We start from the raw sequence: 13,395 nt of genomic DNA on the forward strand, positions 1-13,395 counted from the left end.
GCCGCTGCCGGGTTTCCCGTATTGGTCGCTCGGGTTGGTAAAGAAGCCGGCAGGCCAATGCTCCGCGATATGTGTCAGCGATAGGTCCGCTCCTCTATCGGCGTCAGCCTTATCTTTTCCAGCAGCATTTCCAGAAGAGCCTGTTCGGCGCGGTTGAGTTTCGCCTTCGGGTTCCAGACCACATGAACGTCGATCTCCGGCAGCGCGTCATAGGGCGGCAACTGCCACAAAAGGCCCTCTCGAATGTCCCGCTTGGCAACGTGGACGGGCAAGGGGCCGATGCCCAGTCCGGCAATGATCATGCGCCGGACTTCTTCCAGGTTGGCCGATGTGCCGACGATCCGGTCTTCGAGATCCGCTTCTGCCCGCATCAGCGTTACCGGACGAAGGGCGTCTTCCAGCCGGTCGGTCACGAAGCTGACAGCGGACTGACCGGCAAGATCGGCCTTTGTCAGGTTGGTCTTGCCGTAAAGCGGGTGAGGCGGACCGCAGAAGAGGCCGAAAAACTCCCGGAAAAGGCGCAGGTACTCAAGCTTTGGATTGCGTTCGCGCACCAGGCAGACGGCGAGCGAAGCCCGGCGGGACGTGACGGCTTCCAGTGCGTCCTTGCTGGCCGAAACGTTGATGGTGAGTGTTGCTGCCGGGTGCCGTTCGTGAAACTCGCGCAGGGTGTCGTCATAGAGCGGCGAAACCACGTGACTGGCCATGGCGATTTCGACGTGGCCGCGGATCTCGTCGGTGACGTCACGCATCAGGGTCCCGAGCCTCAGGATGGAACCCTGGATCTCGATGGCTTCCTTCAATAGCAATTCGCCGGCTTCCGTCAGCTCGAACTGACCCGGCTTGCGATTGATGAGCTTGCGTCCCAACCGGTCCTCCAGCCGCTTCAGTGCGCTGGAAACGGTGGGCTGCTTGAGGCGCAGTCTGTCTGCCGCCCGTGTCACACTTCCGGACTGAGCCAGGACGATGAAGGTTCTCAGCAGGTTCCAGTCCAGTTCGCGGGCAAGCCGTTCCGCCTGGATCGGGCGTAATCCATCAGCCATTGATCAGATCTATAGTTATAATTTTCATTATCTATTTGATCAATGAACACCTGCCTGCGACGCTGAAGTCAAGCAATTTTGACAAGGCATCTGGCAGGGTTTGAGCGCATGAGCGTCGAGGCGCGGGAAAAACGACAGCCATGGATACTCCTTTCCCCTGCGCTCACAGCAGTGGGGCTGCTGCTTTTCGTGCCGCTCGTTTTTATTGTTGTCTATTCGTTCTGGCTGCGCACGGCCACGGGCGCTGACCAGGCGGGCTTTTACCTGGACAACTGGAACGAGGCGCTGACCGATCCCTTCTATCGGGACATCCTGCTCGGTACCCTGCGGATTGCCGCCATCACCACATTTGCCTGTGCCGTCATGGGCTATCCGGCGGCTTATTTCATTGCCCGTTCACGTGGCAACAAGGCGTTACTGCTGCTGTTGCTGATGCTGCCGTTCTGGATCAGTTACATCATCCGGACCATGTCCTGGATCAACATCCTGGGTGTATCCGGTGCGGTCAACTGGGCCCTGCTCAACCTCGGCATTGTCTCCGAACCGGTCCAGATGCTCTACAACGAGCCGACCGTGATCCTCGGCCTTGTGCATTTCCTGCTGCCCTTCATGGTGTTGAACGTCTATGTGGCGCTGGAAGGGATCGATGTTTCGCTGGAGGACGCGGCCTGTTCCCTCGGCTCCACCCGCTGGCAGGCATTCCGGGAAGTCACCTTGCCGCTGTCCCTGCCGGGGCTCGCCGCGGGCGGCCTGCTCTGTTTCGTGCTGAGCGCCGGTACCTACATCACACCGCTGGTTCTGGGTGGTCCGACGGACGCCATGTTCGCCAATCTCGTTTTCGAGGCGATCATCACACAGCTCAACTGGCCGCTCGGCTCTGCGCTCTCGCTCATGCTGCTCGCCGTCCTAGGCGCCCTGGTGCTGATCTACAACCACTATCTCGGCATGGGCCAACTGATGAAGGGGCTTGGCTGATGGGGTGGCAACTGATCCGGGCCTACACGCTGCTGGTCTATCTGTTCATGTTCCTGCCGGTCGCGGTGGTGGTTCTGCTCAGCTTCAACGCCAGCCAGTTCGGCAGCTTTCCGATGACCGGCTTCTCGTTCCGCTGGTTCGTCGAACTGGCCGGAAACGACGCCATCCTGCGGGCGTTCCAGACCTCGATTGTCCTTGGTGCCCTGACCGCGCTGATCTCCACGACACTTGGCGTTCTGGCAAGCCTTGCCCTGGTGCGCTACGAGGTGCCCGGCCGCAACCTGATCTCCACCCTCCTGATTGCGCCGATCCTGGTGCCGGAGGTGGTGCTGGCGGTCGCCTTGTTGCTGTTCCTGAATTTCCTGTCGATCAACAAGAGCTTCTTCCTGCTCCTGATGGGGCACGTCATCTTCACGCTGCCCTTTGTCATCCTTGTGGTGCAGGCCCGTCTTGTCGGCATCCGCCGCGACTACGAGGAAGCCGCACTCAGCCTTGGCGCAAGTCCCGTGCAGGCCTTCTTCCAGATCACGCTGCCGCTGCTGGCCCCGGCGGTCTTCGCGGGTATGCTCTTCGCCTTCACCATCAGCTTCGACGATATCACCGGCACCTTGTTCTGGAAGCCGGGCGGCGTCGAAACCGTGCCCACCCAGATCTTTGCCATGCTGCGCAATTCCATCTCCCCGGAGATCAACGCGCTCGGCACCGTGATGATTTTCCTGACCGTCGGCCTGCCGCTTCTCGGGCTGGCAATCGCCCGGCGGATGGCCATGCAGCGCGGCGGTTAGAACCGCGCGATCAAAGCAAGAAACCGACACAAGAACCAGAGTGGAAAACAAGATGGACAATACCAAACGCTATGAGCGTCTGCGCGAACGCTATCTCAACGGTGATCTCGACCGTCGCAAGTTTCTCGGTCTGATCGGGGCAGCCGGTCTGGCCTACGGTGTGCAGACACCCTTTGCCCGCCATGCCATGGCCGCGACGGAAGAAGTCCGCTTCGATGGTTGGGGCGGGGTCGTCTCGGAAGCCTTCCGCAAATATGCCTTCGATCCCTACACCGAAAAGACCGGCATCAAGGTTGTCGACGGAACGTTCGGCGGCGGTGATGAATATCTGTCGCGCGTCAAGGCCAGCCAGGAAGGCGAATACAATATCGCGCACCTGTCAGGCGTCTTCGACTACGCACGCTATGTCAATCTCGGGCTGAACTCGACGCTCAACGAGGACAACATCCCGAACCTGAAATACGTGATCCCGAAACTCACCGACGTCTTCCGCGGTGTCACCGACGGCAAGCTGTCCTGCGTGCCTTATGACTACGGCACCACGGGCATTGCCTATAACCGGAAATACATTTCCGACGACGAAGCCAAGGAAAAGGGCGCAAAGCTCCTGATCGACGAAGCCTACAAGGGCAAGATCGGCGGCTGGTCCGACTGGCGCACCCGCATCTGGTACGCGTCGTTGCAGACCGATCAGGATCCGAACAACGCAACGGATATGGATGCCGTCTGGCAGGCTGTGCGCACCAACCGCGATCTGCTGTTGAAATACTGGCAGTCCGGCGCGGAATTGATGAGCCTTCTGGCCGAAGAGGAAATCTACGTTACCGAAGGCTGGTCCGGTCGGATCTACGCCCTTCAGGAGCAGGGCCATGACATCGGCTATATCGATCCGCCCAACGGTTTCGGCTGGCAGGAATGCCTGTTCGTGATCAAGGGCTCGCCCATGGAAGCTTGCGAGGAACTTCTGAACTTCATGCTGGCGCCCGAAACCTCGATCGCGGTCGCCGAAGGCCAGAACTACCCGCCGGCGCTTGACCCGACAAAGGTTGATCTCGGCAAGAAAATCCCGACCCTTCCGGCGTTCGATCCGACGGGCACGCTTGACGGTCTGACCTTCGCCAATCCGGAATACTGGAACAGTCACGAACAGGATTGGTCCAAGATGTTCGGACGGATCCAGAAGGGGTACTGAGCCCGGTACGGCCCCATCACTGACCCAGTACCTTCCGGCAGTTATTGCCGGAAGGTCGTCTTCTCCCCAGGACCTGGAGAATTTGCGTGAGCGCGGTTTCCCTTAACAATATCGTCAAGAAGTTCGGTGGCTTTACCGCCGTTCACCGGATGAGCATGGACATCCCGGACGGAAGCTTCGTAACGCTACTCGGCCCTTCCGGATGTGGCAAGACGACCACCCTCAGGATGATCGCCGGTCTCATCGACCCTTCCGAAGGCGACATCACCATCAAGGGTCAACGCATCAACGATGTGCCGATCCACAGGCGAAACCTTGGTCTCGTCTTTCAGAACTACGCGCTCTTTCCCCACAAGACGATTGCCGAAAATGTGGCTTTCGGCCTGAAATATCGCGACATCCCGAAAGCGGATGCCGAAAAGAAAGTACGCGATGCGCTGGAACTGGTTCAGCTGCCCCATGTCAGCGACCGTTATCCCAAGCAGCTTTCCGGTGGTCAGCAGCAGCGTATCGCGCTGGCGCGGGCCATCGTCATAGAGCCGGACGTGCTGCTTCTGGACGAACCGCTGTCCGCGCTCGACGCCAACCTGCGCGAGGACATGCGTGTCGAGCTGAAACGCATCCAGCATCAGATCGGCATCACCACCGTCTTCGTTACCCATGACCAGTCCGAAGCGCTCGCCATGTCCGACCGGATCGTGGTGATGTCCAACGGACGTGTGGAGCAGATCGGCACGCCGCAGGAGGTTTACAACACGCCTGCAAGCGAGTTCGTTTCGCGCTTCCTGGGCATCTCCAACATTCTGCCAGCGACGTGCCAGGCGGTGAACGGGCAGGAGCTGTCCCTTGAACTGCCTTACTTCGGCAAGATCAATGTGCCGAGGGAAAAGGCTCCCAATCTTTCGCAGGCCGGTCCTGCACAGCTTGTTATCCGGGCTGAAAAACTTCTGCTGGCGGAAAAATCCGCTCCGGCGGATGATCGCATCGCGCTCGACGGCAAGGTCGAGGCGGTGGACTACCAGGGTCAGGCGGCGCGGTATTTCGTGCGTGTCGGCGACCAGCAACTTCAGGTGATCAACATGATCGATCAGCACCCTTTCGAGGAAGGCTCGGACGTCTCCGTTCGCTTCCGTCCGCGCGACTGCGCAGCCCTGCCTGGAGCTGCTTCATGAGCCGTCCGCAAACCTCTCATCTGTTCTATCAGTCTCGTCAGCGCCGGCCTGTTCTGGACCAGGCGCGCGGTGTCTACATGTGGGACGTCGACGGCAAGCGCTATCTCGACGGTTCGTCCGGGGCGATGGTCTGCAACATCGGCCATTCCAACCCGCGCGTGCTGGAGGCAATGCGCAAGCAGATGGACAAGTCCACCTTCGGTTACCGCCTCCATTTCGAGACAGAGCCTGCGGAGCTGCTTGCCGCCAGGACCGCCGCACTGGCACCCGAGGGACTGGAAAAGGTCTTCTTCGTTTCCGGTGGGTCGGAAGCGGTGGAGAGCGCCATCAAGCTGGCCCGCCAGAACGCTATCGCGATCGGCCAGGCGCAGCGTTACAAGATCATCTCGCGCGAACCGAGCTATCACGGCTGCACGCTCGGCGCTCTGGCCCTGACAGGCTACGCACCCCTTACTGCGCCGTTCGACCCCATGATGCGGCCGATGCCGAAGATCCCGGCACCGCGCGCCTATCTCGACGGGCTGGACCCGGACGACGAGGTAACGGGCAGACACTACGCCGACATGCTGGAGGCGAAGATCCTGTCCGAAGGCCCGGAAACGATCCTGGCCTTTATTGTCGAGCCGATCGGTGGCGCCTCCACCGGCGCGCTCGTGCCGCCGAAGGGGTACATGCAACGTATTCGCGAGATCTGCACGCGTTACGGCGTCCTGCTGATCCATGACGAGGTCATGACCGGTGGCGGGAGGACCGGAAAGTTCTTCGCCGGTGAACACTGGAATGTCGATCCGGATATTCTGGTGATCTCCAAAGGCTTTGCTGCTGGTTATGCGCCTCTGGGCGCCATGATTGCGCATAAGGACATCGTCACCAACGTGCTCGACAATGGCGGTTTCCTGCATGGTTTCACCTATGCCGGCAATCCGCTTGCCTGCTCTGCCGGTCTGGCGGTGCTGGAGGAGATCGAGCGGGAAAATCTTTGCCAGAACGCGGCCGAGACAGGGGCGCTCCTGAAGAGCGAACTGAAGAAGCTGATGGACCGCTATTCGATCATCGGCGACGTACGCGGCGAAGGGTTGTTGCTGGCCTTCGAACTGGTCGAGGACCGTGCAAGCCTGAGACCGCTCGCAAAGGAACTGAACGCCTTCAACGAACTGGTCGATATTGCTTATGAGAACGGCCTTATCATCTATTCCCGCCGGACGCGGGGCGGCTACAGCGGCGACCACTTCCTGATTGCGCCCCCCATGATCTCGACACCGGATCATGTAGCCGAGATCATCGAAGGCCTCGACCTTTCTCTCCGCCAGTTTCTCGACAGGATTTCGCAGCAACAGGCCAGAGCCAGCTGACATTCAAGACATGACAGACAAGATCATCATCACCTGTGCCGTCACGGGCTCCATTCATACACCCACCATGTCGCCTCACTTGCCGGTGACGCCTGCCGAGATTGCAGGCCAGGCAATAGGTGCTGCCGAGGCGGGCGCCGCAATCCTGCATCTTCATGCCCGAAATCCTGAAACCGGCCAGCCGTCGGCGCGGGAGGCCGACTTCATGGCCTTCCTTCCGGAGATCAAGGCGGGCTGCGGCGCGGTGCTCAACCTGTCCACTGGCGGCAGCGCCATCATGAGCCTGGAGGACAGGCTTGCCGGTCCGCTGAAGGCAGAGCCGGAAATGTGCTCGCTCAACATGGGCACAATGAACTTTGCGCTCTATCCGCTGGCCGACCGTTACGACGCGTGGGTGCATGACTGGGAGCAGCCTTTCCTGCGCGGAACGGATGATCTCGTCTTCAAGAACACACCGCGGGATATCGAATTCGTGCTGACACAGATGGGCCAGCAGCGCGGTGCGCGTTTCGAGTTCGAATGCTACGACGTCGGGCATCTTTACATGCTGCGCCACTTCGCCGACCGGGGTCTCGTCAAGCCGCCGTACTTCATCCAGTTCGTCTTCGGCGTTCTTGGCGGTATCGGTACGGACCCGGAAAACCTGCAGCACATGAAGCGGATGGCGGACAAGCTTTTCGGCGACGACTATATCTTCTCCGTTCTTGCTGCGGGCCGACAGCAGATCCCTTTCGCCACCATTGCCGCCAGCATGGGCGGGCACGTCCGTGTCGGGCTGGAGGACAATCTCTACATCGCCAAGGGTAAGCTGGCCCGTTCCAACGCGGAGCAGGTCACCAAGATCCGCAAGATTGTCGAGGAACTCGGGCGAACGGTCGCAACACCGGAAGAAGCCCGGCAGATGCTGGGCCTCAAAGGGGCCGGCGAGACGGCCTTCTGATCATGAGCAACATAACGATCAGGCGGGCTGAACGAGCTGATGCCGAAAGGCTTCACGCAGCGCTGCTCCAGCTTTCGGCCGATATGGGTGACACTCACGTCGCCAGTCTTGATGATGTGATCCGTCACGGTTTCTCGGAAACTCCCGCCTTCTTCGCGCTGCTAGCGATCCGGCCGTCTGACGACCGAACGCTCGGCGTGTTGCAGGCCTCGCCTGTCTTTTCGACGACGCGTGGCGGCACCGGTCTCTATGTTTCCGATCTTTGGGTCGATGGAGAAGCGCGCGGAGAAGGGCTGGGCCAGCGCCTGCTTGCCGCCAGTCTGGATCTTGCGCCTGATAGCTGGACGCCGATCTTTCTGAAGCTCGCCGTTTATCACGACAATCCGGATGCACGCCGTTTCTATGAACGGCTCGGTTTTGCGCCTCGGGAAGGCGAAACCGTCTTCGATCTGCGCGCACCGGCACTCGACAAATTGAGGGACCGCTCATGAAAGCCATTTTTGACGACCGCCAATGGGTGCACGATCCCAAGCATTTCATGGCGAACGGCACCAGGCTGGCCAATCCGGAACAGCCGAAGCGCATCGAGGTCCTGACCGAAGGTGCCAAGGCGGCAGGGTGCCGCTTCGAAGCGCCAAAAGATCATGGACTCGGCCCGATTGCGGCTCTCCACTCTGCGGAATACCTCGTTTTTCTTCAGACCATCCATGAACGCTGGGGCCGGATCGAGGGCGCATCCGACGAGGTCATCCCGAACATTCATCCGGACCGGCGCACGGCAAGTTATCCGCGCTCCGCAGTCGGTCAGGCCGGTTTCCACCAGGCCGATACCAGTTGTCCCATCGCAGCCGGTACCTGGAAAGCGGCCTATTGGTCTGCCCAAAGTGCGGTCCACGGCGCGGATTTGATGGCGGCCGGGGAACAGGCCGCCTATGTGCTGTCGCGCCCTCCCGGTCACCATGCATTCGCCGATCTGGCGGGCGGCTTCTGTTTTCTCAACAACTCCGGCATTGCGGCCGAAAGGCTTCTGAAGGCAGGCAAGCGTCCGGCGATCCTCGACATCGACGTCCACCACGGCAATGGCACGCAAGGCATCTTCTATGAGCGCGGTGACGTTCTCACCGTTTCGCTGCATGCCGATCCGGTGCGGTTCTATCCGTTCTTCTGGGGCCACGGCCATGAGCGCGGCGAGGGCGCGGGACGGGGCTGTAATCTCAACCTGCCCCTGGTACGCGGCACTGGGGATGACGAGTACCTGAAAACCCTGGAAACGGCCTTCGACCACATTCGGGCCTTCGGTACCGATATTCTGGTTGTTGCCCTGGGGCTCGATGCTTATGAAAAAGATCCTCTCAAGGGACTCGCCATCACCACACCCGGGTTCGGACGGATTGGTGCCGCCATCGCGAAGCTCGGCCTGCCGGTGCTGTTCGTGCAGGAAGGCGGTTACCTGTCGGAAGAACTCGGCCAGAACCTCACCAGTTTCCTGAAAGGGTTCCAGGACGCATGATCGAGACATCGGATTTTCTGATCATCGGCGGCGGCATTGCCGGCACCGGGGCTGCGGCACGGCTTGCGCCGGACGCAAAGGTCACCGTGCTGGAAATGGAAGATGCGCTTGGCCGGCACGCGACCGGTCGCTCCGCCGCCATCTTCATCCGCAACTACGGTAATGCCACGTTGCGGGCCTTGAATGCAGCTTCGGAGCCGGTTCTGAAGAACCCGGAAGGGATATCGGAGGAAAGCCTGCTGTCACCCCGTGGTGAAATGCTGATTGCGACCGAGGACGAACTGGACGCGTTCAAGGCCTATCTGGACGGTGCCGACGGTATGGAAGTCCTGACGGCGGAAGAAGCTGTCGCCCTGTTTCCACTGCTTCGCAAGGAAACGATTGCCGCTGCAGCCATCGAGCGGGACGCACAGGATATCGACGTCGACAGATTGTTGCAGGGCTTTGCCCGGCTTGCACGAAAGGCCGGGGCGCGGTTCGTCACGGAAGCGCCCGCGCAGCGCATTCTCAGAAGCGGCGGGCAGTGGCGTGTCGAGACGCCCAAGGGGGCCTTCGAAGCGCCGGTCCTCATCAATGCAGCCGGGGCCTGGGCGGATCAGATCGCGGGTCTCGCAGGCGTTCGCAAGGTCGGCCTGGTGCCCATGCGCCGCTCGGCGGCCATCGTGCCGCCGCCGGATGGTATCGATGTCACGAAATGGCCGCTCGTCGCCAGCGCGTCGGAGCAATGGTATGCCAAGCCGGATGCCGGCAAGTTCATGGTTTCGCCTGCCGATGAAGACCCGGTGGAGCCGCACGATGCCTGGGCAGATGACATGGTTCTGGCTGAAGGTCTGCACCGGTTCGAGCAGGCCGTGACCATGCCCGTCACGCGCGTCGAGCGCAATTGGGCAGGTCTGCGCAGCTTCGTTTCGGACCGCACGCCTGTGGTTGGATTTGCACCGGATGCGGAAGGGTTTTTCTGGCTTGCCGGTCAGGGCGGCTACGGCGTACAAACGGCCCCAGCGCTCTCCCGGCTCGTTGCGGATCTTTGTCTCAAGCGTCCGAGCGAACTGCCCGAGAAGGTAGTGGCTGCTCTCGATCCCGCCCGCTTGTTCTGAGCGGGCGTCTCTTTCAAGACAAGAAGGAATTCAATCATGTCCGACATCAAACGGCTGGAAGTTGGCCCGCGCATGAGCCAGGCTGTTATCCACGGCGGTCTCGTCTATCTTGCCGGTCAGGTCGGCAATCCAGGCGACACCGTTACCAACCAGACCCAGACGATCCTGGAGCGCATCGATGCCCTTCTGGAGCAGGCTGGCAGCAACAAGAGCCGCATTCTCCAGACCACTATCTGGATGGACGACATGAAGGACTTTGCCGAGATGAACAAGGTCTGGGACGCCTGGGTCGATCCGGCAAACCCGCCGGCACGCGCTACCGGTGAAGCCAAACTGGCAGCCCCGGAATACAAGGTCGAGATCATCGTCATCGCGGCACTCGCTTAAAGCGAGGTTGGCCGGTTCGAAGTCAGGGACTCCGGTTTCACCCACCGGCGTCATCCCGGCCAAGCGCAGCGCGAGCCGGGATCGGGGAGCCAAGGAGCTATCTTTTGAGGCCGCTCAAACGAGAGGCCCCGGCTCACCGGTCCCGGATCTCCGCTACGCTGCGTCCGGGATGACGAGCCGAGGGGTTCCGTTCAAAAGAAGCCGCCGCTCAATTGCGCTGACGTCATACTTTGAGATTGCTGGCAGCTTCGGCAACAAGCGAGCGCGCACGATTTGCGTCGGCGATCTCATGCGCCAGCAGCAAGGCGAGCTTGGCGAGGTAAAGCTCCCGTTGAGCGGATCCGATGGCATCGAGCTGTTCGGCCAAGGCCTCGTAAACGGTTTCCAGATCGGCGGGCGTCATGCCTTTCCTCCAGCGACTGCAAGCTCGAGAGCTTGGCGGATTGCCTCTGGTGAAGCGGTTTGCCAGCGCGCTGCAATGTGCATGTCGGGCCGGACAAGATAGGCACTGCCGGCCGAAGCCGCGAGCACTTCAGCTGCTTCCGAGCCCGGCTGCAGCACGACCCGGGTAAAATCCAGGTCGGCGAGACGATCCGCCACCTCTTTACTGAAGGCGATCAGCGAGAACCCGTCACCGAGCACGTCGGACAGGAACCCGTCACCAACGCGCGCGTTCGGCAAGACAGCGCCGGGTTTTGGCCCACCTTCGAAGTTTTCGTCGTCCGGGGTAACAACCGGGCTGTCGGCATAAGTGTAGGGTGTCATCTGGCGTGGGTTGGCGAGCTCTCCCGCAAAGGAGTGGCTGAGCGAAAGATTGAGAGCTGCGTCGCGCATCAATTGCCAGCCTGCCGTCGGAGGTGTCATGAAACGGGCAGACTTGGAAGCATTCCGAAACACATCCAGCGTCGCCCCACGCCGCTCGGGCGTGTAGCTGTCGAGGAGATCCGGACCGGCCTTACCGTTCAGTACCCAGGCGAGTTTCCAGGCAATGTTGTGGGCGTCGGCGAGACCGTTGTTGAGGCCACGTACTCCAAAGATCGGCACGATGTGCGCGCTGTCGCCGATGAAAAACACCCGGCCGTCGCGGTAGTCATCCAGCGCCAGGGTGTTGGCCGAATAGATGCTCCACCATTCCAGATCCCAGTTCCCGTCATAACCGATTTCCGTCAGAACGGCGGCTACTGAGGCACGCACGGTGTCCTCGCGGATGGCTTCGGCTTCGTCCTCGCCATCGCGAAGCTGATAGTCGATGCGCCAGATGTTGTCGGGCTGCTTGTGAACAAGGATCGTTCCGCCCCGGCGACAATCCGGATCGAACAGGGCACGTCGGATCGTCGGGTAATCATGCTCCATCTGGACGTCGGCAATCACGTAGCGGCCTTCAAAATTCTCGCCCTTGAGCCGCAGACCGCGCAAGCTCCGGACGGTGCTGCGAGCACCATCCGCCGCCAGCAACCAGTCGCAGGTCATCTGGTAGGTGCCATGCGGATCCTCGATTGCCAGTCGCACACCCTGCTCAAGATCTTCCAGACCGCAGACCCGGCTTTGCCATCTCGTTTCGATCAGCGGCTCCCGCTGGATCGCATCCCACAGGTACTGCTCGATATATTGCTGTTCGAGGTTGTACATCGGCCGGTATTTCTCGCGCGGACTGTCCGGCATTTCAAATTCGAGGATCTGCCTGCCGCGATAGAAGCTGCGGCCTGTGGTCCAGCCGAGTGATTTTTCCAGAAAGGGCTCGACTGCGCCAAGCCGGTCGAGAATGTGGTAGCTCTGCCGGGCGATACAGATCGCGCGGCTGCCGTCGTTGAAGGTGGACTTCGCATCCAACAGGACGCAAGCAATTCCTTCGCGGGCAAGTGCCAGCGCTGCGGTCATTCCGACCGGCCCCGCTCCGGCAATGGCAACACGTGCAGGCCGGGTCAGATGCGCACGGTCCGTCGGCGCTTCGAAATGCGGATAGGTGAAATAGAGCGAGTCCGTTTCGGCACGTCCGGCTGGCCTCATTTGAGGATCCTCCCTGATTGTTGGCAGAAGATTAGGAGCCTTGCCGTCTCGCGTCTGTCCCCTTTCGGGGAGGACATGCTATCAGCATTTCATGAGCACTCCGGACGGACACACCACTGCCTGTCACATTGAAGCCTGCCTCGCGGATCTGGGCACGGATCGGTTTGCCCAGACCTTTGTCTCGTTTGTCGAAACGCTCGGTGTCGACCAGATCATGGTTTTTGCAATCGAGAACACGCAGGCTCGCTGCCTGCTGTCGTGGCACTTCAGCCGCTCCGTCATGGCCGGAAAACTTGCCGAGACCTATCTCGACGGCTGGTTTCTCAAGGATCCTCTGTTGCCCGATCTGGTGGCGTCACCGCCTCAGTCCGTGACCTTGAGCCGGCTCGCCGAGATCGAGGGCCGGATGAGCGCAGACTACCGGAAGCTCTTTTTCGAAAATCCCGGCATGCTGGCAAAGACGACATTGCTTGCGGTCGGAGAAAAACTGCGCCTTTTCGTCAGCCTCTATCAAAGCGATCCTGCCGCTCCCCTGTGTGATCCGGATCTTGCACGCCTTGCAGGCCGTCTGGCTCTGCTCCATTTCGAAAAGGCATCGGACACGGACCTGCCACCGCCTTTGGCGGCGCTCAGCGAGCGGGAGCGTTCGGTGTGTCTGGGCATCCTGTCAGGTCGCAAGGCGGAGGCGATTGCAGCAGATCTCGACGTCGCTCCCTCGACAGTCATCACATACCGCAAACGCGCCTACGCAAAGCTTGGCATTGCCTCCAGAGCCGGCCTCTTCGCAATCTGCGGGAAGTAGCTGCATCCCGCCAGGGCGAGCTGCGTCAGACACCTGCAACTCGTTGACAGGCACCAAGGGCGCTCCTAATGATGCTCTCATGTGCGAAGAAGATACTCATATCGTTTCCCGGTTCGCTTGCATCCCAAAAGGC

14 protein-coding genes are annotated in these 13,395 nt (G+C 60.6%); 11 read left to right on the top strand and 3 right to left on the bottom strand.

Annotation, left to right across the window (positions count from 1 at the left end):
* Window positions 1-74 precede the first annotated feature (74 nt).
* On the bottom strand, window positions 75-1,043 hold the full coding sequence (locus J7447_RS00645; RefSeq protein WP_209168453.1) for a LysR family transcriptional regulator: 969 nt from the start codon (window positions 1,041-1,043) through the stop codon (window positions 75-77).
* A 108-nt stretch (window positions 1,044-1,151) separates the two neighbouring features.
* Between J7447_RS00645 and J7447_RS00650 the strand changes: the two genes are divergently transcribed.
* The 10 genes from J7447_RS00650 to J7447_RS00695 all read left to right on the top strand — a co-directional run bounded on the left by J7447_RS00650 (window position 1,152) and on the right by J7447_RS00695 (window position 10,453).
* A complete protein-coding gene (locus tag J7447_RS00650; protein ID WP_031269698.1) occupies window positions 1,152-2,018 on the top strand; it encodes an ABC transporter permease in 867 nt (288 codons plus the stop codon).
* On the top strand, window positions 2,018-2,803 hold the full coding sequence (locus J7447_RS00655; protein ID WP_077290682.1) for an ABC transporter permease: 786 nt from the start codon (window positions 2,018-2,020) through the stop codon (window positions 2,801-2,803). The genes J7447_RS00650 and J7447_RS00655 overlap by 1 nt, the downstream gene beginning before the upstream one ends.
* Before the next feature lie 52 nt (window positions 2,804-2,855).
* Window positions 2,856-3,995 (top strand): extracellular solute-binding protein, encoded by a 1,140-nt coding sequence (locus J7447_RS00660; RefSeq protein WP_062491878.1) that lies wholly within the window; start codon window positions 2,856-2,858, stop codon window positions 3,993-3,995.
* A gap of 86 nt (window positions 3,996-4,081) precedes the next feature.
* The gene (locus J7447_RS00665; RefSeq protein ID WP_055657954.1) at window positions 4,082-5,167 is read left to right on the top strand and encodes an ABC transporter ATP-binding protein; all 1,086 of its coding nucleotides are present in this window, start codon (window positions 4,082-4,084) and stop codon (window positions 5,165-5,167) included.
* Complete coding sequence (locus J7447_RS00670) at window positions 5,164-6,519, top strand: aspartate aminotransferase family protein (RefSeq protein ID WP_209168454.1); 1,356 nt, start codon at window positions 5,164-5,166, stop codon at window positions 6,517-6,519. The genes J7447_RS00665 and J7447_RS00670 overlap by 4 nt, the downstream gene beginning before the upstream one ends.
* Before the next feature lie 10 nt (window positions 6,520-6,529).
* The gene (locus tag J7447_RS00675) at window positions 6,530-7,459 is read left to right on the top strand and encodes a 3-keto-5-aminohexanoate cleavage protein (protein WP_209168455.1); all 930 of its coding nucleotides are present in this window, start codon (window positions 6,530-6,532) and stop codon (window positions 7,457-7,459) included.
* A gap of 2 nt (window positions 7,460-7,461) precedes the next feature.
* Window positions 7,462-7,950, top strand: a complete 489-nt coding sequence (locus tag J7447_RS00680) for an N-acetyltransferase (RefSeq protein WP_023001909.1) — start codon at window positions 7,462-7,464, stop codon at window positions 7,948-7,950.
* A complete protein-coding gene (locus J7447_RS00685; RefSeq protein ID WP_209168456.1) occupies window positions 7,947-8,969 on the top strand; it encodes a histone deacetylase family protein in 1,023 nt (340 codons plus the stop codon). Before J7447_RS00680 ends, J7447_RS00685 begins: the two co-directional genes overlap by 4 nt.
* A complete protein-coding gene (locus tag J7447_RS00690; protein ID WP_168686123.1) occupies window positions 8,966-10,066 on the top strand; it encodes an FAD-binding oxidoreductase in 1,101 nt (366 codons plus the stop codon). The genes J7447_RS00685 and J7447_RS00690 overlap by 4 nt, the downstream gene beginning before the upstream one ends.
* Before the next feature lie 36 nt (window positions 10,067-10,102).
* Window positions 10,103-10,453, top strand: coding sequence for a RidA family protein (locus tag J7447_RS00695; protein ID WP_023001906.1), 351 nt, complete (start codon window positions 10,103-10,105; stop codon window positions 10,451-10,453).
* A gap of 223 nt (window positions 10,454-10,676) precedes the next feature.
* On the opposite strand, the gene J7447_RS00700 is transcribed toward J7447_RS00695, so the two are convergent.
* Entirely contained in the window at window positions 10,677-10,856 is a 180-nt protein-coding gene (locus J7447_RS00700) for a hypothetical protein (RefSeq protein ID WP_209168457.1), read from the bottom strand.
* Window positions 10,853-12,460 carry an FAD-dependent monooxygenase gene (locus tag J7447_RS00705; protein WP_209168458.1) on the bottom strand — a complete coding sequence of 536 codons (1,608 nt, stop codon included), beginning with the start codon at window positions 12,458-12,460 and terminating at the stop codon, window positions 10,853-10,855. The genes J7447_RS00700 and J7447_RS00705 overlap by 4 nt, the downstream gene beginning before the upstream one ends.
* A 91-nt stretch (window positions 12,461-12,551) precedes the next feature.
* On the opposite strand from J7447_RS00705, the gene J7447_RS00710 reads away from it, so the two are divergent.
* On the top strand, window positions 12,552-13,262 hold the full coding sequence (locus tag J7447_RS00710; protein WP_023001903.1) for a helix-turn-helix transcriptional regulator: 711 nt from the start codon (window positions 12,552-12,554) through the stop codon (window positions 13,260-13,262).
* Window positions 13,263-13,395 lie beyond the last annotated feature (133 nt).

This window comes from Labrenzia sp. R5_0 (assembly GCF_017743835.1).
GTDB lineage: Bacteria > Pseudomonadota > Alphaproteobacteria > Rhizobiales > Stappiaceae > Roseibium > Roseibium algicola.

Bases quoted from the DNA above. Each gene is read 5' to 3' on its own strand.
- J7447_RS00645 (WP_209168453.1), bottom strand. From the start codon at position 1,043: ATGGCTGATGGATTACGCCCGATCCAGGCGGAACGGCTTGCCCGCGAA.
- J7447_RS00650 (WP_031269698.1), top strand. From the start codon at position 1,152: ATGAGCGTCGAGGCGCGGGAAAAACGACAGCCATGGATACTCCTTTCC.
- J7447_RS00655 (WP_077290682.1), top strand. From the start codon at position 2,018: ATGGGGTGGCAACTGATCCGGGCCTACACGCTGCTGGTCTATCTGTTC.
- J7447_RS00660 (WP_062491878.1), top strand. From the start codon at position 2,856: ATGGACAATACCAAACGCTATGAGCGTCTGCGCGAACGCTATCTCAAC.
- J7447_RS00670 (WP_209168454.1), top strand. From the start codon at position 5,164: ATGAGCCGTCCGCAAACCTCTCATCTGTTCTATCAGTCTCGTCAGCGC.
- J7447_RS00675 (WP_209168455.1), top strand. From the start codon at position 6,530: ATGACAGACAAGATCATCATCACCTGTGCCGTCACGGGCTCCATTCAT.
- J7447_RS00680 (WP_023001909.1), top strand. From the start codon at position 7,462: ATGAGCAACATAACGATCAGGCGGGCTGAACGAGCTGATGCCGAAAGG.
- J7447_RS00685 (WP_209168456.1), top strand. From the start codon at position 7,947: ATGAAAGCCATTTTTGACGACCGCCAATGGGTGCACGATCCCAAGCAT.
- J7447_RS00690 (WP_168686123.1), top strand. From the start codon at position 8,966: ATGATCGAGACATCGGATTTTCTGATCATCGGCGGCGGCATTGCCGGC.
- J7447_RS00695 (WP_023001906.1), top strand. From the start codon at position 10,103: ATGTCCGACATCAAACGGCTGGAAGTTGGCCCGCGCATGAGCCAGGCT.
- J7447_RS00700 (WP_209168457.1), bottom strand. From the start codon at position 10,856: ATGACGCCCGCCGATCTGGAAACCGTTTACGAGGCCTTGGCCGAACAG.
- J7447_RS00705 (WP_209168458.1), bottom strand. From the start codon at position 12,460: ATGAGGCCAGCCGGACGTGCCGAAACGGACTCGCTCTATTTCACCTAT.
- J7447_RS00710 (WP_023001903.1), top strand. From the start codon at position 12,552: ATGAGCACTCCGGACGGACACACCACTGCCTGTCACATTGAAGCCTGC.